Annotated in this window: 25 protein-coding genes and 1 pseudogene; 11 read left to right on the top strand and 15 right to left on the bottom strand. The window is 52.1% G+C overall.

Features of this window, described 5'->3' with window-relative positions:
• Nucleotides 1-24: 24 nt before the first annotated feature.
• The 4 genes and pseudogenes from JOE21_RS10900 to JOE21_RS10885 form a co-directional block, all read right to left on the bottom strand.
• A pseudogene (locus tag JOE21_RS10900) lies at nucleotides 25-243 on the bottom strand (acyl-CoA dehydrogenase family protein); the annotation flags it as partial.
• Nucleotides 244-604: 361 nt separating this feature from the next.
• The gene (locus tag JOE21_RS10895; RefSeq protein ID WP_309865890.1) at nucleotides 605-1,465 is read right to left on the bottom strand and encodes an arylamine N-acetyltransferase; all 861 of its coding nucleotides are present in this window, start codon (nucleotides 1,463-1,465) and stop codon (nucleotides 605-607) included.
• 63 nt (nucleotides 1,466-1,528) lie between these two features.
• On the bottom strand, nucleotides 1,529-3,052 hold the full coding sequence (locus tag JOE21_RS10890; RefSeq protein ID WP_309865888.1) for a class I adenylate-forming enzyme family protein: 1,524 nt from the start codon (nucleotides 3,050-3,052) through the stop codon (nucleotides 1,529-1,531).
• Nucleotides 3,053-3,265: 213 nt separating this feature from the next.
• Nucleotides 3,266-5,032, bottom strand: a complete 1,767-nt coding sequence (locus JOE21_RS10885; RefSeq protein ID WP_309865887.1) for a Rieske (2Fe-2S) protein — start codon at nucleotides 5,030-5,032, stop codon at nucleotides 3,266-3,268.
• Between the two features lie 562 nt (nucleotides 5,033-5,594).
• On the opposite strand from JOE21_RS10885, the gene trhA reads away from it, so the two are divergent.
• The 5 genes from trhA to JOE21_RS10860 all read left to right on the top strand — a co-directional run bounded on the left by trhA (nucleotide 5,595) and on the right by JOE21_RS10860 (nucleotide 9,613).
• Nucleotides 5,595-6,242, top strand: a complete 648-nt coding sequence (gene trhA / locus JOE21_RS10880; RefSeq protein ID WP_309865885.1) for a PAQR family membrane homeostasis protein TrhA — start codon at nucleotides 5,595-5,597, stop codon at nucleotides 6,240-6,242.
• A gap of 657 nt (nucleotides 6,243-6,899) precedes the next feature.
• Entirely contained in the window at nucleotides 6,900-7,376 is a 477-nt protein-coding gene (locus JOE21_RS10875) for a MarR family winged helix-turn-helix transcriptional regulator (protein ID WP_309865883.1), read from the top strand.
• A gap of 57 nt (nucleotides 7,377-7,433) precedes the next feature.
• Nucleotides 7,434-8,609 carry an ArsA family ATPase gene (locus JOE21_RS10870; protein ID WP_309865880.1) on the top strand — a complete coding sequence of 392 codons (1,176 nt, stop codon included), beginning with the start codon at nucleotides 7,434-7,436 and terminating at the stop codon, nucleotides 8,607-8,609.
• 61 nt (nucleotides 8,610-8,670) lie between these two features.
• Complete coding sequence (locus tag JOE21_RS10865; RefSeq protein ID WP_309865878.1) at nucleotides 8,671-9,195, top strand: hypothetical protein; 525 nt, start codon at nucleotides 8,671-8,673, stop codon at nucleotides 9,193-9,195.
• A gap of 13 nt (nucleotides 9,196-9,208) precedes the next feature.
• A complete protein-coding gene (locus JOE21_RS10860) occupies nucleotides 9,209-9,613 on the top strand; it encodes a hypothetical protein (RefSeq protein ID WP_309865876.1) in 405 nt (134 codons plus the stop codon).
• A gap of 23 nt (nucleotides 9,614-9,636) precedes the next feature.
• Here JOE21_RS10860 and JOE21_RS10855 read toward each other — a convergent pair whose 3' ends face one another.
• The 5 genes from JOE21_RS10855 to JOE21_RS10835 form a co-directional block, all read right to left on the bottom strand.
• Complete coding sequence (locus JOE21_RS10855; RefSeq protein ID WP_309865874.1) at nucleotides 9,637-9,834, bottom strand: hypothetical protein; 198 nt, start codon at nucleotides 9,832-9,834, stop codon at nucleotides 9,637-9,639.
• 137 nt (nucleotides 9,835-9,971) lie between these two features.
• Nucleotides 9,972-10,613, bottom strand: coding sequence for a response regulator (locus JOE21_RS10850; RefSeq protein WP_309865872.1), 642 nt, complete (start codon nucleotides 10,611-10,613; stop codon nucleotides 9,972-9,974).
• Nucleotides 10,585-12,231 carry a GAF domain-containing sensor histidine kinase gene (locus JOE21_RS10845; RefSeq protein WP_309865870.1) on the bottom strand — a complete coding sequence of 549 codons (1,647 nt, stop codon included), beginning with the start codon at nucleotides 12,229-12,231 and terminating at the stop codon, nucleotides 10,585-10,587. The genes JOE21_RS10850 and JOE21_RS10845 overlap by 29 nt, the downstream gene beginning before the upstream one ends.
• Nucleotides 12,232-12,644: 413 nt before the next feature.
• Nucleotides 12,645-13,739 carry a YutH/CotS family kinase-like spore coat protein gene (locus JOE21_RS10840; RefSeq protein WP_309865869.1) on the bottom strand — a complete coding sequence of 365 codons (1,095 nt, stop codon included), beginning with the start codon at nucleotides 13,737-13,739 and terminating at the stop codon, nucleotides 12,645-12,647.
• 104 nt (nucleotides 13,740-13,843) lie between these two features.
• The gene (locus tag JOE21_RS10835) at nucleotides 13,844-14,635 is read right to left on the bottom strand and encodes an SDR family oxidoreductase (protein WP_309865867.1); all 792 of its coding nucleotides are present in this window, start codon (nucleotides 14,633-14,635) and stop codon (nucleotides 13,844-13,846) included.
• A gap of 147 nt (nucleotides 14,636-14,782) precedes the next feature.
• On the opposite strand from JOE21_RS10835, the gene JOE21_RS10830 reads away from it, so the two are divergent.
• On the top strand, nucleotides 14,783-15,316 hold the full coding sequence (locus tag JOE21_RS10830; RefSeq protein ID WP_309865865.1) for a phosphatidylglycerophosphatase A family protein: 534 nt from the start codon (nucleotides 14,783-14,785) through the stop codon (nucleotides 15,314-15,316).
• A gap of 33 nt (nucleotides 15,317-15,349) precedes the next feature.
• Here JOE21_RS10830 and JOE21_RS10825 read toward each other — a convergent pair whose 3' ends face one another.
• The 6 genes from JOE21_RS10825 to JOE21_RS10800 form a co-directional block, all read right to left on the bottom strand.
• The gene (locus JOE21_RS10825) at nucleotides 15,350-16,309 is read right to left on the bottom strand and encodes an MBL fold metallo-hydrolase (RefSeq protein ID WP_309865863.1); all 960 of its coding nucleotides are present in this window, start codon (nucleotides 16,307-16,309) and stop codon (nucleotides 15,350-15,352) included.
• A 19-nt stretch (nucleotides 16,310-16,328) separates the two neighbouring features.
• Entirely contained in the window at nucleotides 16,329-17,099 is a 771-nt protein-coding gene (nucF, locus tag JOE21_RS10820) for a 5' nucleotidase NucF (RefSeq protein WP_309865861.1), read from the bottom strand.
• Nucleotides 17,096-17,827 (bottom strand): class I SAM-dependent methyltransferase, encoded by a 732-nt coding sequence (locus JOE21_RS10815; RefSeq protein WP_309865860.1) that lies wholly within the window; start codon nucleotides 17,825-17,827, stop codon nucleotides 17,096-17,098. Before JOE21_RS10815 ends, nucF begins: the two co-directional genes overlap by 4 nt.
• 93 nt (nucleotides 17,828-17,920) lie before the next feature.
• The gene (locus JOE21_RS10810) at nucleotides 17,921-18,556 is read right to left on the bottom strand and encodes a helix-turn-helix transcriptional regulator (protein WP_309865858.1); all 636 of its coding nucleotides are present in this window, start codon (nucleotides 18,554-18,556) and stop codon (nucleotides 17,921-17,923) included.
• Nucleotides 18,557-18,640: 84 nt separating this feature from the next.
• Nucleotides 18,641-19,192 carry a hypothetical protein gene (locus tag JOE21_RS10805; protein WP_309865856.1) on the bottom strand — a complete coding sequence of 184 codons (552 nt, stop codon included), beginning with the start codon at nucleotides 19,190-19,192 and terminating at the stop codon, nucleotides 18,641-18,643.
• Nucleotides 19,189-19,635 carry a DUF86 domain-containing protein gene (locus JOE21_RS10800; protein WP_309865854.1) on the bottom strand — a complete coding sequence of 149 codons (447 nt, stop codon included), beginning with the start codon at nucleotides 19,633-19,635 and terminating at the stop codon, nucleotides 19,189-19,191. Before JOE21_RS10800 ends, JOE21_RS10805 begins: the two co-directional genes overlap by 4 nt.
• A 189-nt stretch (nucleotides 19,636-19,824) precedes the next feature.
• Here JOE21_RS10800 and JOE21_RS10795 point away from each other — a divergent pair, with 189 nt between their 5' ends.
• The 5 genes from JOE21_RS10795 (at nucleotide 19,825) to JOE21_RS10775 (ending at nucleotide 22,992) form a co-directional block, all read left to right on the top strand.
• On the top strand, nucleotides 19,825-20,070 hold the full coding sequence (locus JOE21_RS10795; RefSeq protein ID WP_309865853.1) for a hypothetical protein: 246 nt from the start codon (nucleotides 19,825-19,827) through the stop codon (nucleotides 20,068-20,070).
• A 16-nt stretch (nucleotides 20,071-20,086) separates the two neighbouring features.
• Nucleotides 20,087-20,425, top strand: coding sequence for a spore coat protein (locus tag JOE21_RS10790; RefSeq protein WP_309865851.1), 339 nt, complete (start codon nucleotides 20,087-20,089; stop codon nucleotides 20,423-20,425).
• 278 nt (nucleotides 20,426-20,703) lie between these two features.
• Nucleotides 20,704-21,783: an acyltransferase family protein gene (locus tag JOE21_RS10785; protein ID WP_309865848.1), complete on the top strand. Its 1,080-nt coding sequence runs from the start codon at nucleotides 20,704-20,706 to the stop codon at nucleotides 21,781-21,783.
• Nucleotides 21,784-21,985: 202 nt separating this feature from the next.
• Nucleotides 21,986-22,645, top strand: coding sequence for a MerR family transcriptional regulator (locus tag JOE21_RS10780; protein ID WP_309865846.1), 660 nt, complete (start codon nucleotides 21,986-21,988; stop codon nucleotides 22,643-22,645).
• 74 nt (nucleotides 22,646-22,719) lie between these two features.
• A complete protein-coding gene (locus JOE21_RS10775) occupies nucleotides 22,720-22,992 on the top strand; it encodes a DUF3055 domain-containing protein (protein ID WP_309865845.1) in 273 nt (90 codons plus the stop codon).
• The last annotated feature ends 28 nt before the right edge of the window (nucleotides 22,993-23,020 follow it).

The following is a 23,020-nucleotide window of genomic DNA, read 5'->3' as shown; positions in this document are numbered from 1 at the left end:
TGCCTGCATAGATGGCGGAAACCGGAATATCTCAGCGGTATCCTGACTGTGAAGCCCGATTTTGTCCAATTTTCTCCCCCGGGAAAAACCCGGGCTGCCCCGTTCCACTACAATCAGACTGATGCCTTTGTGCTTGGGTACGGCTTTGGGATCGGTTTTGCAGACAACCAAGACGAGATCCGATTGAATACCGTTGGTGATAAAGGTTTTCTGACCGTTGATCACATAAGAATCACCGTCACGACCTCTATCCCCTTATTTTATTGGCTGCAATTTTACAACTGGCATAGCACTGAGAATGGATGTACTCAGGTGGAACACAAACATAAAATGAATGAATATTCACTCATGTTATCGCTTACAATAACAAAGTAACATCAAATTTCTAGAAAGTAAAGAGGATCGCAATCACTCATTTATTAAGAAAGATTGGACCCTCCCTTTCACTTTTTTTGCCGCAGGGTTCATAAAGGAGATGCCAACTATACCGGTCCTTACAGAAAAAATCAATTTCTCTCCGAAATCATCGGGAAATCCCGTGAACACAGTGAAAAGGAAAGCCCGCAAGCTTTCCTTTAATCCATAAACACAACCGATCTAGCTGTTATGCTGTGTCTGATTTCGGAAACACCGATACTCCCCGCTCTTCTAGGATATCCATCACCCGGCCGGATGGAAAGTCGGGATATCCGAACTCCTCCTCCATCACTTGCCGGATCGCTTTTCGATCCGCCAATGTCCGCTTCTCGACGGCTCCATCCTGATGACGGATGGAAAAGCGATTGTTCACCAGGGACAAGCTCCGGCTTCGTTCCCACTGCCACACCTGGCAGCGCAATATTGTCATAAAGGCTCCGTCCGGTTGGTACGAACGGTAGATCGCTTTGGAAAAGGATTGGATGGAAGAAACCGTCGTATCCGGATCAAAGGTCCAGATCGGCTCACCCAAGCGGCCATCGATATGACGCGTATAGCGCCACCGCCCCTCTCCATCCTCCACTGGTCTCAACCGGACTTCATATCCGCCGAAGCCTGTGCGGTTTTGGGGCTCTGTTTCAAAACGTACCGGCCGGTACAGGGGGGAAGCAGATCCTACATCCACATATACCCGCTCTCCTCCCAAGTCCGGGAGCCGCACCAGGATCGCCACATGGCTCTCCCCCACAGGCAGCAACCGACAATCAAACCCCAATGCCCGCAACAGCCGGAACAAATGGGAGTTGAGAATGTAGCATGTACCGCCCAGCTGCTGAGCGCGATGCCTTTCCAGAAATTCCTCCATCGACGGCACGAGCCGGGAAGGGAATCGCCCCTCGTGATGATCGATCAGTTTACCTGCGTTTTCAAAGGGAAAGACCGCGAGATGACGACGACAAATTTGTTCCAAATAGGCGAATGACGCTTCTTCCCGTTCTAACTGCAACAGGTCCAGGTAGTTTTCCAACCAAGACGGTGACCCCCACATCATCCTATCTCCCTTCAGGTTAACCAGCCGATCCCGGCCGGCGGCGGGCCACCGACGTTTGGATCAGCTTTCTTGGGTTACTTGATTGGCATGTCCACGAAGTACATATTTCATCACCTTGCCCATCTCGTTCCGGGGGAGTGCATCGACAAACACCACTTCATGCAAATTGTGTTCCGCCATTTGCCGATGCGTGTGAGCCAAGACCGCTTCCTCCGAGAGCACGGCTCCCTCGGCTGTAACCACATATGCCCGGGCCAACTCCCCCCAGACAGGATGCTTCACCCCGACCACGGCAGCCTCAGCCACTTGATCCATCTGCTGAATGACCGCTTCCACCTGTGCCGGAAAGATATTTTCACCGCTGGTGATAATGATGTCCCGCATCCGGTCCACGATGTGCAAAAATTCCTCGTCATCGAGATATCCCACATCCCGTGTGTGAAACCAACCGTTTCGAATCACTTCCTCCGTCGCATCCCGGTTGTCCCAATAACCGGAAAACACCTGCGGACTACGACAGACGATTTCTCCCATCTCTCCCGGCGGCATCGCTTCCCCAGTCGCCGGGTCCACAATTTTTAGTTCAGTAAGATACACGGGTTTGCCCACAGATTCACAATGGTCGATTCCCATCTCCGGTGTCCAGTAACTGATCGCGCCTGTCGATTCCGTAGTCCCGTACACTTGGGCAACAGGGTATCCCCTTTCATGGAAAGCGCGGATCAAATGCTCCGGAACTTTGGATCCCCCGCAAATAATGGAACGCAGGTCCGCTGGTCCTGACTCTCTCGCTTGCAACGAATGCCACAGGTAGTTCAGCATGGAGGGGACGGACATCATCCCCGTCACCCGTTCTTTCTCCAAGTGATCCCAGATCTCCACCGGGTGGAATTGCATGGATAAAACCAACGTGATTCCCCGGATGAGCGCCCCGGCGGTAAACACCATCCCGCTGATGTGAAAAAGAGGTGTCACAAATAAAAAACGGTCCCCCAAACGCATATCCAAGGTGCTGAAATTGGCCAATCCCGCCGCATGCAAATTGGCATGGGTCAAGATAACCCCTTTGGGCCTTCCCGTCGTTCCCGATGTATAGATGATAAAGGCAGGGTCTTCCTCCAGAACAGGGACCATCGGCTCTGTTGACGGATAGGAGGCGAAGCGATCGAGAAACGAATCATGCATTTGATCCCCGCTTCCCACGCGGATCAACGGGTCGAGAAAGTCAAACACACCCGAAAGCGGCTCCACCTGTTCAAATTCTTCGTGGTAAAACAACAGTCGGGGCTGGCAATCCTCCAAGATCCAACGGATTTCATCCGTCTTCAGCCGCCAATTGATGGGGACGACCACCGCCCCCACCTTTGCTGCGGCCAGACAGATCAATGGAAACGGAACGGAATTATTGCAGACGATGGCGATGCGATCTCCCCTTTTTACCTGGGAAGCGTTCAGATAATGGGCCAGTCGGTTCACCATCTGGTTGAGTTCTGCAAACGTGAAACGATCATCGCCGGAAACAACGGCTTCCAATTGCGGGGTGAGTCGGGTGCGGTGGCGCATTAAATCTCCGATGGTGGCCATATCATCCCTCCAGAAATAAACCGTTTTCAATAAAATGGAAAAATATGACTTGCTGTTCTCCTCATATTATGTTCGAGTTTCTGATATTTTTCAATTCATTGTCCACGATCACTTCTGTTTCCCCGCGAATAACGGGGACGAGATCCCTTGACTCTCGTCGGTGGATGGCATACTCCGAATCGGGTTTTTAAGGGATCCCGCCCACCTGGTGACTCAGATCGATGTCGGTTCCGTCGATTCCGCCTCTTCCTCAAACAACATTTCCCCGCGGTGAAGCCGCCAAGCGATCCGGGCGACATGGGGAACTTCGCGGGCGGTAGGAGCATGGGCTGCCAGATAACGAGTCATGGCCAGGATCATCGTTTCTTGGGCGGCTTGGGCCATTGCACCCGATTCTTTCTCCCAGCGGTCATATTCTACCACCGCCGCCTCCACCATCTGGAAGGTGTGAAACTCTGCGTCCTCTCGCAACAACGCATGGCCAAGGGTGCGGAAGAGAGCATCCTTGTCTCCTCCCCGGTCGAGATAGGATTGCACCCATTGGGCCGCCTCTGTCACTTGTTGTTGTTTATCCATGATCGACAGCAATTCATCGGGATGTAAAGACCATTCCTCGCGGCTGCCTTTAGGTTCTTTCGCAGCAGGAATGTTAAGGAATCGATCCAGATAAACACTCATGGCCGCATGGAATACCCCCCGCACCAACTCCGGCGTTACGGAACGGTGCAGACTTTCATGGACGGCATGGGCATGGGTAAAGGTATGCAATGCCGTATCCCAATCACGAAAGTCATTTTGTACATGGAAGCGACGGATGCGGGTGGCCGCAGCCAACGTCACCAACTGGGCAAGACGGCGTGGATCCATCCCCTCCCGTAAAGCCCGTGTCATTTCCGTCACAGTGGTTTGAGGATCTTCTCCCAGAACGGTTTCTACCAACCGTTCATCCCCTTCTCCTTTCCTGATGGTGCCAAAGGGGAAGGTCTCCATTTCGGCGAAAGCCCGTTTCAACGGAGCGACCAAATCGACCGGAGATTGCCAGCTGTGCAGTTCCTCACTCCGTTCCGCCCCCGCCAGTTGTGGCAGCAGAGAGGAAAGCACCCGCTCCCGGTGATCCGACCCGATCTTTGTCAGGATTTCAAATCCCTTATTGTGAAAATCCAACACATGTCCCACATCCATGTAAAAATGATCGGTCACCGCCGCCATCATCCACTCCGACAACTGTGCATCCGAAAGCCCCGCTCGAATCGCCGTCAGCAAAACCCGCTCCGCTCCCTGAACGTCCCGCACCTCGACACAGCGGCGATACCAACGGGCCAGCCGCTCCGGGTTTCCATCCTTTAACGGCAGCGGTTCCAGTTGAAACCGGGTGCCCATGCCGGCACTCTCTGCCGCGATCCACCGCAGCCCCTGATACAAGGCCAACACTTGGCCGTGCCGGTCCAGCTTCGGCAGCAGGTTCACCATGGCACTCAGGATGGTTAATCCCGAGCGCCATCCGCCCCGACGATGGGTGGTTCCAAACTCCACCCCGATGGCGGCGATTTTCTCCGGTTCCTCTCTCCCTTCCATTAAAGCCACCACCGCTTTGGCGATCACTAGGCTTAAGTTTTGCTCCAATCCCTCCCGGAGACGATCGCGATGGTGTTGCAGTCGTTTCCGATCTTGGGGAAGGGACTCCACCCAAACCACCCCATCCCGAATCTCCGTCCGGTAGGTGGCTACATCATCCGCCCAGGGATCCAGCGTTCCTCCGCTGTCCAGATCAAAGCGCGCATGGTGCCAGTGGCAGGTCAGGATTCCGTCGCACAGAGAGCCCATATGAAGGGGGAAGCCCATGTGGGGACAACGGTTGTCGACTGCATAGACACGGCCCTCATGATAAACGACGGCAATGGCATTTCCTTCTCCCTTCACCACTTTTACTCCCGATTTCTTCAGTTCAGTAAGGGTAGAAACTTTAATGAACGTCGCCACATCCATCCAGCTCCTTTCAATCACCTTCCATTTCATTCTAGGGTGGAGCCGTTTAGCTGACTTCATCGAAAAGTCGGAAATCCAGCGCGGTTTTTCGACCTAAGTCCAAAGTCTGATTGATTCTGTTTACCTTTTTGAAAGCGGCCCCTTTTTCTGATTATGGAAATGGTTGTTCACCACCAATAATGGAGGCGTGGGTACGCCCAGGCATAGCAGTCGGCCCAATCCTGTTTACGTTTGATCTCCGCAAGCCGGTACCGGATTTCCATTTCGTGAATCATCGCTTCCTCTCCCCGCGTTTTCTTTTTCCTCCTCATCTTACAGTGAAAAAAGCGCCATTTCTTCGGTACGTAGACGGATCGGATCGGGAGAAAAAGGTCCTGCATCCAGGGAAGGAGGAGTCTGGGACCATCGGATGATGACTAAGCATAACCGTGACCAGGGGTGTCCCCAAAGCCAAAAAAGTTAAGCAAACTTCAAATCTGTTCCAGCAGATATGTATGGTATGATGACCCTATGAAGTCTTATCCATCGCACGGCCGATGGGGTGAGGAGAATACCCATGAGTTTGTTTAAGATGAAGGAACCGGTAAACACCTGGACCCACTTTATCACCTTTCTGGTGGCTATCGTCGGCTTGGTTTTTCTGATTCTGCTGTCCAAAGACAATGTATCCAAACTGGTGACCATGACGATTTACGGCACCAGCGTCATTCTGCTATACGGAGCCAGCTCCTTGTACCACTGGGTACGAACTACCCCTCGCAAAGAATTGCTGCTGAAAAAATTGGACCATATCGCGATCTATCTCCTGATCGCCGGTTCCTACACCCCGGTGTTCACCTATGGGCTGGAGGGAGCTTGGAAATGGACCATGCTGACCGCGGTCTGGCTGTTGGCGGCGATCGGGGCTTTCCTGAAGCTGTGGTTTGTAAAAGCTCCCCGCTACATTTCCACCGTCTTCTATGTCACGCTCGGATGGATCGCCGTTATTCCGTTTGTCCAGTTAGTGGGCAATCTGCCGATCGGGGCGATCATTTTAATGATCGCAGGGGGAGTGGCCTATACCATCGGGGCCATTATCTACGCCACAAAGTGCTTTGATTTCTTTCCCAACCGATTTGGCTTCCACGAAGTGTTCCACCTGTTTGTCATGGCCGGTACCACCATCCACTTCATTATGATGCTGATGTATATCGTGCCGATGTGAAAAAACCCTAACAAAACACCCGTACGCAATAACCTTAAAACTCCCGGAACCAATAGGTTCCGGGAGTTTTAAGGTTATCTCCTACTTTTGCTCCCCCTCCAAGAGGGGAAAACCGCATCCAGCCTCTGGGTGTACCCCGCCAGATTGGGATCTTCCACCGGCTCTATCGTTAAAATGCGGATGCCGTACGCTGCGGCGTATCCCATTTCGAAAGCCTTACCGAGATATCCGTCCACATTAGCCACTGTGACAAACGTTGAATTTCTGATGTGAGTAAATATGGCATCTTGAACCGTCCGTGCATCCACCTCAGGATCGTTCTCGAGGCGAATAAATACTTCGCCGGGATTCACTACGTGTGAGCCTGTCGGGGATAAGATGAAAACACCCTGCTTTCGAAGGAATGCTTGCGGTACGAACCGCATATCACCGTTTTCAAACGCGCCGATTTCATCACATTCTCTCCATCTCCAGTTTATCGGTGAAAGGCACCGTATTTATCCGGCATCACTTCTCCACTCTTATATTAGATGCTTAAAAACAAAAAAATCCAGTATCAGCATCACGAAAGCTCTTGACAAAGGTACGATGTCGTAGTATATTTCACTCAAATACTCCGATATCGTAGTAAAAATGCGTCAGCAAAAGGTGACTGTCATGGAACAACTGATGGAATTTTTCTTGAAAAATGGACTTCGTCCGCTTCAACTGGATGCTCAATTAGAAGAATTGGAGCAAAAATTAACCCATTCCGAGCTGACGACATTGCTTTTCTTAGATCGTTACGGTGAATTGAGCATGTCAGAATTGGCCGCACAGTTAGGAGCCCCATTAAGTACATGTACGAGTATTATCCACCGGTTACAAAAGAGAAAGCTGATCCATCGGGAGAGAGATGCGAAAGATCGTCGTATTTATCTGGTGAAATTAACCGCAGACGGTGAGGGGATGGTTCAGAAAGCAAAGGAACAGATCAATGCGATGTTTGAGCGCGTCCAAGCGGCTTTAACCCCGGAGGAACTGCAACAATTTATGTTTTTGACTCTAAAAGTAGCCAAAGCGATACAAAATGAACCGAAGCAGATCAAACAGCATAAAAAAGCAGAAGTGAGAAGGATTCAAATTGAAGATTAGACGACTGGATTTTTTTAAACCAATATTACGATATCGTAATAATGCAGGTGATGAACGATGAGAGTCATCTTGTACACGGGAAAAGGCGGTGTCGGCAAAACCAGTATTGCCGCCGCCACAGGCCTGCGGCTGGCGGAAGAAGGCAAACGAACATTAGTATTGAGTACCGATGCCGCTCATAGTCTATCCGATTCTTTTGACCGGCCTTTAACGAATGACCCTGTTCCAATCTCCAATCGTTTGTGGGGAATGGAAGTCGATCCCATAAAAGAAACGGAAAGAAACTGGGGAGCTGTTCAGAAGTGGTTTCAAGGCGTGATGGATTGGGCGGAGTTAGATGATACGACTTCCGAAGAGATGATAGTCTTTCCGGGAATGGAAGAACTGTTTAGCCTCCTGAAAATAAAACATTACATCAAAAGTGGCAAGTTTGACACCATCGTTGTCGATTGTGCCCCTACAGGTGAAACACTTCGGCTGTTAAGCTACCCAAACATCTTGAAATGGTGGCTGGAAAAGATCTTTCCGTATGAAAAACGGTTGGTCAAGGTGATCAAACCAGTGGCGAAAGCCGTCACCGGAGGGTTGGAACTTCCCGACTCCCATACGATGGATTCTATCGAACGGTTGGGACGGGAACTGGAAGAGATGCATCGTATGATTTTCCAGTCCCGTATGACGTCTGTTCGCATCGTGATGAACCCTGAAAAGATGGTGATCGCCGAAGCCCGTCGCTCCTTCACTTATTTAAACTTCTTTGGTTTTCATACGGATGCGGTTGTGGTCAACAAAATATTCCCCGAAGAAGCCGGCATCGGTTATTTCAAAGATTGGCATATCAAACACGCACAGTATTTACAGGAAATTAAAGCTTCCTTTTCCCCATTGCCGATTTTAAAAGTCCCCTTGATGCAAGACGAAGTGACAGGTCTTCAATCATTAAATAGAGTTGCTGATCAGGCGTTTGCCCATGTGGATGTTGGTTCCGTCTTATATGAAGGTACCGCTGAGGAAGTCAAACGGGAACAGGAAAGATACGTATTAAAATTGGCACTTCCTTTCGTCACAAAAGATAAAGTGAACGTCATGCAACGGGGAGATGAGTTAACAATTACAGTGGGAACGTATAAAAGAAAGGTGATTCTTCCCCGTGTCTTAATGGGAAGGCCCGTGACGGGTGCGAGATTTGCAGATGAAAAGTTGAACATTTATTTCGGCGATCGAGAGATGTGATGAGAGGATCTATTTTTAAACAAATATTACGATATCGTAATATTTCAGGGGGGATGACATCATGTTGATGGATCGATATTTACCGAGCTGGGAATTCGACAAGAAAAAGGAATGTTCGGTCCAGACGGAAACCATTCCAAAGGCGTCGGTTGTTTATGACGTTGATTTTGGAAAATCGTTCATTATTCGAACGCTGTTTTTCTTGCGCGGTATTCCGACTGGAATGTTGACATTAAACGATTTTATCGATAATGGATTCATTTTATTGGAAGAGAGCGAACACGAAATCGTGATTGGATTGGTAGCACAACCTTGGACGCTGAAGGGAAACATCGTGGAGATTCCAAGAGAAGAATTTAGAAACTTTCACATGCCGGATTATGTAAAGGTGGTTTGGAACTTCTCATTTGAACCGATTGGAAAAGGACGAACAAAAATCAGTACGGAGACACGCATTCACTGTACGTCTCACCATGCAAAGAAAAAATTCTCCCCGTATTGGTTTGTGATCGGCTATTTCAGTGGTGTGATTCGACGTGAAATGCTGGCAATCATTCACAGAGAAGTCATGAAAAATAATTGTTGATGAGGTGATGGTTTTGAATATACCCATTTTAATCGCGGCTACCTTAAGCGGACTTGCCTTTCTTCTGCACACTTTTGAAGGAGACAGAGAAGTCAAGATGTTCAAACCTGCTGGTGTGCAGAATGACGGGTACAAAATGGTTGAGATTTGGACGATGATTCGTTGTGGATGGCATTTGATCAGTTTCGACTTATTGGCCACCTCCACACTCTTATTTCTCATCCTTTTCACGAACATTATCATTCACGAGCCGTTCCTGCTCACTCTACTTGGGATTTACTATATCGGTTATGGAACCGTATTTCTCATCACGATCGCGATCTCTAAGCCGTTTCCTTGGAATTATTTGCGATTGTGGCAATGGATCTTTTTTTATACGATTGGCGGCTTGATTTTCTGGGGGATCCATTTGATGTAGCGGATAAGGTTCAGCCTGGATTGTTACCGAAAATCAGGCTGAACCGTTTTTGCAATCCTTCTCTTCCGGCCTTCGTCAACTCCACCGCTCGGCTGTCTATGACGATTGGCCAACTCCGTCGCCGTCATCCAGCTACCATCCATCAGTGTATCCAACATCGCCGCCTGGGACGGCTCCGTGTTCAATGATGCTACCTTAGCGGAATCCGGTTGTATATGCATACCGAATCACCTATCTCTCAAAGATACCACGATACTTCGATTATAATAGAACGATCAACGTCATATAATCTCAACTATTCGTAAAAAGAAAAAACCCCGGATCTATGTCAACCGGGATTAATCTATACACGTCCCTTTCATTCAAACCAACCCTGTTTCATCGCAAACACCGCCGCCTGGGTGCGGTCCTGCAGGTCCAGTTTGCCCAGAATGCTGCTCACATGGGTCTTGACGGTTTTTTCCGCGATCGTGAGTTCAGCGGCGATTTCTTTGTTGCTTTTCCCGGCGGTAATCAGCTGGAGCACTTCCCTCTCCCGAGGTGTCAGCACCTGAATGGTAGAGCGCTCCTCCCTGGAGTCCCCTGTCACATGGGAGACGAGATGGCCGGCCGCCTGAGGATGAAGTTGAGTCATTCCCTTATAAGCCGCCCGGACGGTCATCGCAAGGTCGTCTGCATCGATCTCTTTTAATTGATAGCCTTCGGCACCGGCCCGGATCGCCGGAACCACATGGTCCCGGTCGGAAAAGCTGGTCAGGACGATCACCTTCACTTCCGGGTGGGAAGCCTTGATGCGGCGGGTGGCTTCCACTCCGTCCATCACCGGCATCATCAGATCCATCAACACCACATCCGGCTGATGGACCGCCACTTTTTGCATCGCCTCTTCTCCGTTGGACGCTTCTCCGACGACCTCCATATCCTCTTGGGTCTGCATAAAAAGGCGCAACCCTTTGAGCACCATCGGATGGTCATCCACCAACAGCACGCGTATCATCATCCCTCTCTCCTCCCTGCTGCGGCAGGTCGGCGAACACCTCCGTCCCTTCCCCGGGACGGCTCGTCACCTTCACATCGCCGCCCAACAGCTTCGCCCGCTCCCTCATACTGGTGATTCCCAAGGACTCCGACCGATTTTCTTCCGCGGCGACGGAAAAACCGCACCCGCGATCCGATACCCGCAGTTTCACCCGGTCCCCATGTACAGCCAAACTTACCTGTACTCGCTCAACACCGGCATGTTTACTCACATTGTTGAGTGCCTCCTGACCGATGCGCCACAACGCCTCTACCACACAGCGGTCGAGAGGGGCCACTCCGTTCACTTCTGTCTTCACTGCCAATCCCAATCTGGATGCATATGCCTCCAAAGCCGTAACCAAGCCATCTTCCAACCCCGGCGGCCGCAGTTGCCAGATCAAACTCCGCATCTCCCGCAGGGCCTCATGTGACCAGTTTTGGATATCCTGGAGGCTCTCCCGCAGCAGCTCCCGATGCTCCGGTGATAGCTGTTGTGCCGCCCGTGCCGTTAACGACAGGGAAAAGAGCTTTTGATTAACCGAATCATGCAAGTCACGGGCCAGCCGATTCCGTTCCCGGGACAGGGTCCATTCCTGCCGCTCCCGTTCCAGACGCGCACTCTCCAGAGCGAGGGTGACGTGTTCCCCAACGGCTTTTAACACCTGCAGATCGCTCTCTCCCCATCCGGCGGGATCCCGGCTGCCGATGGCCAGCACCCCGATCCGGTTCCGACCGGTGGACAAAGGGACCGCCGCCAACGACTGCCACCGTTTCTCCTCTCCTCCCGGGAAGTGGAGACTCCATTTTCCCCGTGCCATCCGCTGATGTTGAAATGAGGCGCCCACTGCTCCCCACTCCTCCGGAGTTCGGGCGATGCCGGGGCCGTCACTGCGGCCGTCAGCAACGGCGGCCACCAACACAAGACGCTCCCCTCGATGAAGCCAACAGCCTACATAGGGCCAGTCCAGACTCTCGGCGATCCCTTTTGTCAACTGACGCGGCAGATCATCGGGGTCCCGCACGGACCAAATTTTTCGGCTGGCTTCGTCCAAACGGGCGAATAGCTCGGCCCGGCGTTGCTGGGCCTGGATGAGGCGATTTTTTTGGACGGCCGTACCAATCTGATAAGCAACCGACTGAAGCAGGGACAGTTCTTCTTCGCTAAATCGCTCTTTTCCGGGAGCAGCCACGTTGAGGAGGCCGATCCGCTCCTCCGCCGCCATCAGCGGAACGGTGGCATGGTGTGTGATTCCTCTGGTATCTCCCCACTCATACTTAACTGCATCTTCCAGTCGTTTACACTCCATGATGTTGACGGCTTGTTCCAACTTTCCATTCCAATAATCCTTCAAGCACCAACAAGAGCCTTCGCACATGGGGCGTCCCCCTTCCCAGGAAAGGGCCGAAGGGATTCCCTCCATGGCCGGTGTCGAATATTCGGGCCGTTCCCGGGACAAAAAAATCCACCCAGTGGTCAAGCCTGTCACATCCAACAGTTTTTTTAATACCGACTGAAGCATCGGTTCCACATCGGAGGAGCGGTTTAAGGTTTCCGCAATCGTTTTGAGTATTTCCCGTTCCCGCAAGGTCCCTGTCATTCCCCCATCCTCCCTTCCCAGCTGTGTCCGGTTATTCCCCACTTTCATCATATACGAATCATTCCAAAAAGAAAAAGCCGCCCGACAGCGGCATGGCCTGATACAGCTAAAGGACCGAACCCCGGGTCGGTATGGCTGTCTTCGTTCCGTTACAAGAAGCGCATAGCGAGACCAGGAAACAACAGTGACCCTGGTGAGATTTGTGCTCTGTGAGCGCAAAAGTTTAAACCTGTATGGCTAGGTGTGGCTGTCTTCGTTTCATTGCAAAAAACGCAAAAGGCTCTCAGCCAGCCACACCAACCCTCCTTCTCTTTCACCCATATTGGATGAACAGATCTGCCATCACTACCGTCTCGCCTCGGTCACTCCGTTCCCGGGTCTCGCTTTGCACTAAAGCACAAGTCTCGCCATGGTCACTCCGTTCCCGGGTCTCGCTTTGGCCGGAGCCAGTCTACTTCGGGGATGGTGACGCCAAATTCCTGTTTGACTGCCTGTGGAAATTGCCGCAATAAGGGCAGTTTCCCTTCCTCTTGGTTGATCGCAGCAGACAAGTGACCCTTGGCCAGGTGGCCGGGAATCTTTCGTTCCTGATAGATGTTATGCAGCGAACGCATCAGGAGATGGGGAAACAACAGCTGGGAGTAGATCAGGGCATACTCCACCTCTTCCAGCGGGGCGTACTCCTGGTAGGACGAAAGAGAAGATGTAACGGCTTCCAGCCCCCCGGTCCGGCCGTATGTGTATAAAAGATACCGGGCCAAATCCCGGGTCCGAACATCCAACACCGTACAGTTCCAGTCGATCAAGTGGGGGGTTTTCCCCTGCCACAACACATTTTTCCGGTGAATGTTCAGATGACAAGCCTCTCCCGCCCGTCTGGTCTGTTCCACCACCGTATCTCCGCCCACTTTTTCCAAATAGCGAAGGGCAGTCTCCAGCATTCCTTCGGCAAAACTGCATTGTGTCATCCACAAACGATCCACCGGGGCGAACTCATCCCCCAAATCCGCCGCCAGTTTAAACATCTCCACTTGTTGTTCCATCCGTGTCCAAATCTTTCTCCATTCCCCCACATGGCTGAGACCACGGAGGGAAGAGGGAGCAACGAATCCTTTTGACGCCAGATGAAAGCGGGCCAATTGACCCGCCACCCGTCTCCATCCTTCCCGATCCCACGAGCGGTGCTCTCCTTCGATCCAGGGTAATAACACATAGGAACGTTTAAATCCCGCAAAGGTGCGCTGGCCCTGGCGCGTTGTCTGCGGAACCGGAATCTTTATCTCTCCGGTCCGTTCCACATGGCGGGAAAGTTCCTCCACCAGCTGCCAACGCTTCTCCTCCCGATCCCGTACCCGTTTTAAGGCAAAGGTTCCTTGGTTTGTGGATAGTTTCAGTACCCCGCCAACGGGTTGTGCATCCTTCAGTTGAATCCCGTACCGATAGTCCAAAACCTGGGGTAAGCGCGGTTCATCGGTCCACTCCTTGATGCGGGTCGCCGTCTCATTCATCCGTTTCCCCTCCACTCCCGTGCCATTCTACTCTATGTATAAGCGTGGAGAGCCGCCCCTATGCGTAGCGAGACCCGGCAACGAAAGACGGCCACACCCGGCATCTAATCGAAGAGCGGCGCTTTGGAAACCGGGTGGATGACATCCAGTCCGCCGGTCACCTGAATGATGTTCCCGGTAGTAAAGTCAGCATCCGGTTCACACAAAAAACGGATCACCCGGGCCACGTCCTCTCCCGAACCCGGCCGTCCCAGAGGCGTTTCCCCATCGGCTTGACCTTTCACGGCAAGAATACGTTTCTCTTTGTTTTCTCCCACGATATCCCCCGGACCCACCATATTGACGGTAATGCCGTACGGAGCCTCCTCCACCGCCACCGTTTTGGTGAAAGAGGCCAGCCCTGTCTTGGCTGCCGCATACACCGCCCGATCCGGCCACGCGGGTGCCTCCCCCACACGACCAAAGCCAAACAACACGACGCGTCCCGACCGCGCCCGCCGCATCACCGGCAACGCCGCATGTACGGTCATCATTGCACTCGTCAGGTTCCCGGCTACCAGCGCTTCCACCTCTTCTTCCCGGTAATCGGCAAACCGTCGCCGTTCCCGGACGAAGGGACCAACAGCGTGAACCAGGACATCGAGACGTCCCCAGGTATCCGCAACAGCCTGGATCAACCGCCTCGGTTCACCGGGTTGGAGGATATCTCCCTGAAACAGACGGGCCTTGCCACCCCTGCGATGAATCAGAAAACAAACTTCCTCTCCTTGTTCTTTTGAATCCCGGTGATGAACCGCCAGTGTAAAACCCGCCTCCGCCAGTACCAGGGCCGCCATCCTCCCTAACCCGCGAGAACTCCCCGTAACGAAAGCGACAGGATTATCATGCCTTGTCATGTCACCCACCACCCTTCTTTCAAATCCATCCTCCCCCATGCAGACCGTCTATAAAAACAGAACACTCACTATCTAAAGGCATGCAACTACATACTCCCTCTGATCCGGGCAACAATAATCGTATGTTGCAGAGGGGAGAGGGTACAAATGTATCAAACCGATTCCATCACCGAGATCACGGAAGACGCGATCCATGCCGCCACCTTGCGCTGGCTGGACGACCGCGGCGTCCAATTAAAAGAGATCGCTGAACTGGCCTTAGAGTTGCAACAGGAATATTATCCCGATCTTACGCTGTTGGAATGCCTTTCCCATGTGAAGCATGTCCTAACCAAACGAGAAGTGCAAAACGCGATCCTGACGGGAATTCAGCTGGACCGGCTGGCTGAACGCGGCGCCTTGGATGAGCCGCTGTCGGATATGGTGCTGCGGGATGAAGGCCTCTATGGGATCGACGAAATTTTGGCCACCGCCATTATAAATGTTTACGGCAGTATCGGGATGACCAACTACGGCTATATTGATCGGGTCAAACCCGGCTGCTTGGAACGGCTGGACAATAAGGAAAGCGGTCAGATCCACACTTTTTTGGATGATATCGTGGGAGCAGTCGCCGCTGCGGCGGCGGCACGCCTCTCCCACAACCGCAAACGGGAGCAGGACCGCAACCGTTCCGAATGAAAAAGCCCGAGCGATAAGCCCGGGCTTTTCCTTTCAGCCACGATAACGCCAATGGCCGTCCGCTTTTTCCCGGTCAATCTGTCCATTCAGCCGCAAGTACTCCAGATGGGCTAAGGTTTCCGACAGGGCGAAGCGAAGATTATGGATGGATAAGTTCTCGCCAAACACCCGGAAACAGACATCCGTCGCCGTCAATGGCTCACGTCCCACCCAGCGGCTCATCGTGTCCAGACGTTCCCAGTGGTGCGCCTGCAATTCTTCCACCCGCTCCCGGTAATGTTCAAACATCGGTCCGTGTGCAGGGAACACGCGTTTTACCGGCAGGGATTTTAACCGCTCCAGGGTGGACAGGTATGTCTGCAGAGGATTCGGGTCGCAACCGGGCCATAGGCTGATATTAGGCGTGATTTTGGGCAGCAGGAAGTCACCGCCGATCAACCAGCCCCGTTCCGCATCAAAAAAGCTCAAGTGGCCGTCGGCATGGCCGGGCGTGTGCAACACTTCATACAAATGGTCACCGAGGCGAATCGTTTCTCCCGCTTCAATCCATGTAGGCTCCGGATGAGGTTCTACCCACCGCTTGAATCCCCGGAGATGGCCGGGGATTTGAGCTGCCCACTCTGTGGGCAGGCCGTGCTCCCGGTAAAAGTCGGCCATGGTCTCCGGTTGGTCGCTGGCCTCGTCCCAAAAGAGAGCGGCTTGCTCAAAATCCGTCGAAGAGAGGCGCACCGGTGCACCGGTCTGTTGCTGTAACCATCCGGACAAACCGTAATGGTCCGGATGGTAATGGGTGAGAACGATCTGTTCTACGTCTCCCCATTGAAAACCCTCCTGATTGCGTACATCCTCCCAAGCTTGGATATCCAGTCCATGGTGCAGTCCTGCATCCACCACCGTCCAACCATGGGAGCCCCGGATCAAATAGGCTTTAATCTCCCTTAAGGCGAACGGCAAGGGCAGGCGCACTTCCAACACATCGTCCCAACGATTCATGAGCAAACGTCCTCCATCCCTAGATGTAATCCCACTCCCGCAAATCGGAGACGGTATAGGTCGCTTTTACCTTCGATTGTCGGTATTCCATCGGAGTGGTCACACCGCTGAACACCAGTAATGTATCGATCCCCACATTTACCCCGGCCAAAATATCGGTCATGAGGTTATCCCCTACAACCAACGTCTCCTCTGGCTTCATGCCCAAACGCTTCAGCGCAAAATCCATGATGGGCCGTTCCGGTTTTCCGATGAAAGTGGGCCGGATGCCGGTCGCCGCTGCCACTCCGGCAATCAGAGAACCGTTTCCGGGTAACAACCCCTCCTCTGTCGGTAAAGCCCGATCGCCATTAGTCCCGATGAAACGAGCCCCTGCATGAATCGCCAGACACGCCGTCTTCATCTTATCATAGGAAAACGCCCGATCGATGCCCATCACCACCACATCGGGATTCTGTTCTTCAAAGGTGCATCCCGCCTCGTGCAAGGCCTTCCGAAGCCCTTCCTCCCCGATGGCATAGACGGAGGGCCGACCAAACTGTTCTCCGATCCAGTGGGCGGTCGCCTGAGCGGAAGTGACCACTTGCTCCGGTGCGGCCGGGTAACCGAAGTCTCTTAATTTTTCTGCCACCTGCTCCGGCGTTCGAGAGGCGTTGTTGGTCAGATAGAGCGTTTGGATTCCCCTCTTCTCCAGACCCGAGACAAACGCAAGCCCTCCCTCGATCACTTCCCGCCCCCGAAACAGCGTTCCATCCAAATCAATTAAATAACCGCGGTATCGGTAGCTCATCCTTTCACACTCCCCGTAAAAATCATACGGGGACTTTCCGCTTTCACGTAACGACTGGAATCAAAATCCCCTTTTACCGATTCCACCACCAGCCCCGCTTGGGCCATCAACCCTTCCATCTGTTCCCGGGTGTAGAGTTTCACCTGTTCCCGATAACGCCGTGTCCCCCTGTCATCCGTCACCTCGATCTCCTTCTTGACAAAACCCTCCTCGATCCAGCGTTTTTCCCGGATTCGGGCCCCGTCTTCCATTCGTTCGCTCTCTGGAACAAGCCCCCGCTCTACTGCGGCGTGGTTCAGATAATCGATGACAAACCGTCCTTTCGGTTTCACCACCCGGGTCATTTCCTGTAAAACCCGCTCATTCTCCTCGTCCTCTTCAAAGTAACCAAAGGAGGTAAACAGATTGACCACTCCATCGAAAGAGTCCGCTTCAAAGGGAAGTTCTCGCATATCCCCTCGGTAAAAAGGAAGGTCCAAGCCAGCTGACTCCGTCTTCGCCACTTGCAGTAAGACAGGAGAAAGGTCCACCCCCGTCACGGAAAAGCCGTGATGATACAACGGGATGGAATGACGGCCGGTGCCGCAGCACAAATCCAATAAGGCCGCACCTGGTTTCAGCCCCAGCCAATGAACCACTGCCTCTATCTCGCGGTCCGCCCGCTCCCGGCTCCGATGCTTGTACACCAACAGATAATCTTCTCCAAAACTTTCCTCATACCATGGCATCCGGTTCCCTCCCGTGAAAGTCCATACACGATGATCGCCGCATGAAAAAGAACGACACCGCACCGTGCCGTCCCTATGGATGCGATCTGGGCCTCAGGCTTTCCCCTTCATTTCAGCAATCCGATACGTACAACGCCGGTCACCTGACGCTTTGCATTCTGTCCGTTGCACATCTGCATCCAACATGGTTCGGAAAAAACTCATCTCACACTCACAGGCTTGCGGGTAGCGATCCGCAACCTCGGCGATCGGGCAGTTATTTTCCGTTAATACAAATTCACGGGATTCCAGCTGGCGCCATTTCACCATATACCCTTTTTGATCCTGGAGGTCAGCAAGCACCCGCACCCGTTCTTTCAGTGTTTTTCCGGAGAAACAATGACGATATTGCTCGGCAAGCCGATCCCGCCGTCGTTCAAACAGCTGTTTTACTTTTTCCGTTCCGTCCACGGCTTCCAGATCCTCCAACAAGTCCAATGTGAAGACCCGGTATCGTTTGGGGAAGTGTCCTTCCGATTGATCTGTCAACTCATACTGGCTCGACGGCCGTCCCATCGATTGGCGCAACAGTCGGGACTGGACCAGATGGTCCCGCTCCAGCGTGTTCAGATGACGCCTGACCGCCATTTCCGTGATCCCCAGCCTTTCGGCCATCTGGCTGACAGTCAGAGGAGCATCCATCTTCAACATGGTGAGAATCTGATTGCGCGTGGATGATTGTTGTTTCATGGAGGCCTCACCTTCCTCCCCTTATTTTACCTGAACCTGTCTTGGAAATGAAGCGATCTTCCCAGAGATAGAAAAGGCTACCGATCAACCTCCCATACACCGGTTAAGGGCCCGATCCCATTTATCCACCCGTTCACTCCAATCGGATGAAACGGGGCAGGGCAGGTTGAAAGTATCCGTGTTGGCGATAATAATCTGGCAGCCGCCCCAGTAGGCGGTACGAAAGTGGAGAAAGGCGACCAGGGTGTCACTCTGTTTGGCAGAGTGAACCGGGAGGTAGGTCAATGCCAGTTCAGCCGCCTGCTCCGCCACCCGGACCAATTCCAACATCGGCTTCAGCCATTCCGGATCCGACAACGCTTCCGGGTTCCTCACCATCGTTTCCACTGCCCGGATGTCGGCATCGATTAACCGTTCCCCGCAGCGGCGCCATTTTTGCAGCTGAACCAAATCTTCGGCAGGGCGGCAGTCTGCTGGAACGGTCTTCTTATCCACCATCTCAGCCACCAACAACTCCAACAGGGAACAGCCCATCGCCAGGGAGAGAGCGAGACTGCTTCCGGCGGCCGGACTGGGAATGACCCGACGCCCCATGTCTTCAACAAAACGGGAAACGGGGAGTAAGAGGTAGTTCACCTCCTGTCTCCCCCATCCCATTGCGCTCCCAGTTCTTGCTTCAGGTAACGGTTTACCCAGGAGATAAACGTCGGGAACATTTCTCTCCCCTCCCGGATTGCCGTTACCACTTCCTGTTGTTCCACTCCGGTATAATGACGGGCTAACCGATCCCGGAGCGCCACCAGCCGTTTTAGGCGCCGCACCCCCTCCTGCGGGATCACCCGCTCATCCTCCATGATGTCGATGATGTCTTCATACCCTCCCGGATCACGCATAATAAATCCATCGATCATGACACTCCCCACGTCGATCACACATTCCACCCCGATATGTAACGCACGTGAAGCGGCAAAAAATGAAGCATCGTCCGTTGCATTCCCCACCTCATCCAGTACCCGGCAACAACGGTCCAGATAAGCCAGCTGGGACTGGATCCGGGCGGTGTCCACTTGGTATACCATGCACCCACACTCCTTACAAATTCCGTTTCATCCTTGTCTATTATAACCCAGCCTCCGACGGACTCGGGGATGCACTCACCGGCACAAGTCTCGCCTCGCTCACTTCGTTCGCGGGTCTCGCTATGCATGAAAAGGAGGGGATCTTCAAACAATGAAAGCGAATCCACTACTGGAAAGGGAGGAAAAACGATGCAGCTTTCAACCAAAGACCTGAACTATTTGAAAGACGAGCTTTCCTGGGAACTGTTGGCATTCAAGAAATGCCACCACTATGCTCAGGAAAGTCAAGATCCACAGATCAAACAGCTGATCGACCAAGTAGGACGAATGCATCAACAGCATTACCAGCAAATTCTTACCCATCTGGATCCTCACGCAACCATGGCTGCGCCCCCCCAGGCTCAAGCCGGCGTTAACCCCAGTCTATCTCAATAAAGGAGGAAAACCGTCCATGCAGCAACAAAACCAACAGCAAGCCACTCCTCAGCAATCCACCGGACTTCCCCAGGTAAAAGGACCGGAGATGAATGATCGTGACCGGATCAATGATGTTCTCGCCATGATCAAGTATATGAACGTTGCTTACAATGTCGCCGTAAATGAGGCAAGCAACGACACGCTGTACCAGATGCAGATGAACATATTGACCAACCTGCACCAGGCCCAACGGGATGTGTACAACGCCATGGCCGCCAAGGGGTGGTATAAAACGGACCCCGCTGACATGCAAAAAATACAACAAACCTACCAGCAGTTCAGTAACTATCAAACCCAGTTTCCTTACTCCTGATCATCAGGAACCAGGGGGCGGCTCACTCGGCAGAGCGGCTCTCTGGTTTATTTATTAGGGGAATCCTGCCTTTCTGTTCCTCCCCGTTTGTAGACGATCTAAAGCGGGTATGGTACCATAAAGCCGTCTTGTTCTTATAAATTCCGTCTTTTTTTGCTTGAAAATGGATGTCATGATCATCCCATTTTGGATTATATCCTGACACCTAAGCCGCTGGGATGATAGAAATAGAGCCGCGGCATTCCGGTGTCGTTTCAGGGGGTTTCGAAAATAGGCTTATGAGCATTCCAAAGCCGGAAGAAATCAAACCAAGGCAACGGGATTATTACTTTGACAATGTAAAATTTCTGTTAGTCTTGTTAGTAGTGATCGGACATGCCTATGCATCGCTCATTGATGACAGTACGATCTTGAAAGTGTCTTACCTGGCTATTTATTCTTTCCATATGCCCTTGTTCATCCTGATTGCCGGTTACTTCTCAAAAAACATCCACAAAGAAGACCAGAGTAAAAAAATTATCGCCAGCATTCTGATCCCTTACGTGATATTCGAAATACTATACTCGGTCTACGATCACTTGCTCTATGGTACAGACCGGATCGATATCTCCATCCTGGAACCCTATTGGATTATGTGGTTCCTGTTCAGCATGTTTTTATGGCGGTTGATTCTTCCCTATTTCATCACGCTGAAATACCCATTGGCTACCGCCTTTGCCCTATCCATTATGATCGGGTATGTGGACGAAGCCGACCGCTACCTCAGTTTATCACGGACCGTTGCTTTCTTTCCCTTCTTCTTGTTGGGGTATTTGTTGCAACGACACCATTTTGACTGGTTGTTCAAATCCGTAAAGCGCTGGGTCGCCTGGATTGGATTGGCTGCATTGTTTCCACTGATGTATGGTCTGGAATTCTTATCTCCTCTTGACGCCAACTGGCGTCAGTGGATGTTTTTCGCCCTTCCCTATGAGGATGTGGGGCATACCGAATGGTACGCCGGTCTCTATCGTCTCGGCTTGATGGCCCTTGCACTGATGGTATCCATCCTGTTCCTGGTGATTGTCCCCCGCGGCAAGACTGTATTTAGTGAATGGGGCGCCCGGTCTATCTATGTTTACCTGTTTCACGGGTTTTTCATCCGGGCTTACACCGCTTTTAACTGGAATGAACTCTTCTCGGGCCCGATCTTTTACTTGACTGTGACACTCGCTTCCGTTTTGCTGACAATCCTCCTCTCTTCCAAATGGGTGATGGCGGCTACCCATCCCCTGGTTCAACCGAAAGCTCACTGGATTTTCCATGAAAAGCGAAGCACTCGGCGACTAAAGAATCCGTCTGATGCAACTTCGTCTTAATCGGATCTTTCCAGACTCTTTTTGGAGTCTGGTTTTTTTGCGGAATCCGCAGAAAAGACGGGAATCCGATTATGTCATGAATTCCATTGTCAACTGGAGACTTTGTTTGTCACAGAGTGGCATCCTTTGTCGGCGGGGAAGGATTCCGCTTTCATTTCCCGAAAATTGGGGATAAAACCTGTATTTCGGGGAGGATTCCGCTATGGCTGAACAAGCGTACATTACCACACGGGAGGCCGCCGAACGCCTCCACGTCCACGCGCGCACGGTCCGAAAGTGGATCGATGCTTTTGAAGAATACATCTCTCCCGATGTAAACGATCGTGGTCATTACATGCTGACAGAAGAAAGTTTTAGGCGGCTGGAAAACATTCAAGAGCGTTTGCAAGAAACAAACAAGTCCATGCGTCAGATTCGGCAGGATCTGATGAAAGAAGGAGAATGGGAAGTGGAAAGAATTTCAGAGGATTCCCCTCCGCAGGAAGAGGAGGCCCTCTCTCCCGCCCTGCCTTTTAATCAGGAAGTGCCCGTCCACCGAATTGTGGGAAGCCTAGATGAAATCGGCGAGATGATGGAAACGGTATTTACTCGTTTGGATCAATTGGAGGATCACGTATTCACCATGTTTGACGTCATGGAGGAGATGGAGCGAACGGTAGCCGCCGCTCAAGTCAAACAGCAGCATAACATGGTACCCGTCACCACCGTTCAAAACATGATCGACGAAATCGGCAAAAAGCACGATCAACTGAAAATGGAGCTGCGCAACGCCACATTTTCACACCGACTGGCTTCCGCCACTTCCGAAAGCCAAATGACACCCCGGCGGCAAAAGAAAGCCCGATTCCTTGGGATCTTTTGACGGATCTACAGTTGCCCGACCTCCCCCGTGATCGTGTATAATGATGGGAACCTGTCATCAAAGGGGTTAGGTCCATGTCCAACGAAGAATGGATGTTCCTGTACGACGATGTAGAAGACACCCGCACCCGATTCGTCAGTTTCGTCGGCGAAACCAGCCGCTTCGATTTGGGAATCACCTCCACCCGGCGATTTTACGGAAAGCTATTGGTGTTTAACATTCAATCCAATCGCTATGCCCTTATCGGTTCAGACGATCTGGAGGAACCGGGTTATTTGGAACATGTTTATGGAATGAGCGAAGAGGAAGCCAGCGAGCTGAAAGAGTATTTGCATTCCCTTCTGTAAAAGTTCCGATGCATAAGAACCACCTGCC

It is taken from the genome of Desmospora profundinema, from assembly GCF_031454155.1.
GTDB classification, from domain to species: Bacteria; Bacillota; Bacilli; order Thermoactinomycetales; family DSM-45169; genus Desmospora; species Desmospora profundinema.
Note: the sequence above shows the minus strand (reverse complement) of the source record. Positions and strands in the feature narration are given on the sequence as shown.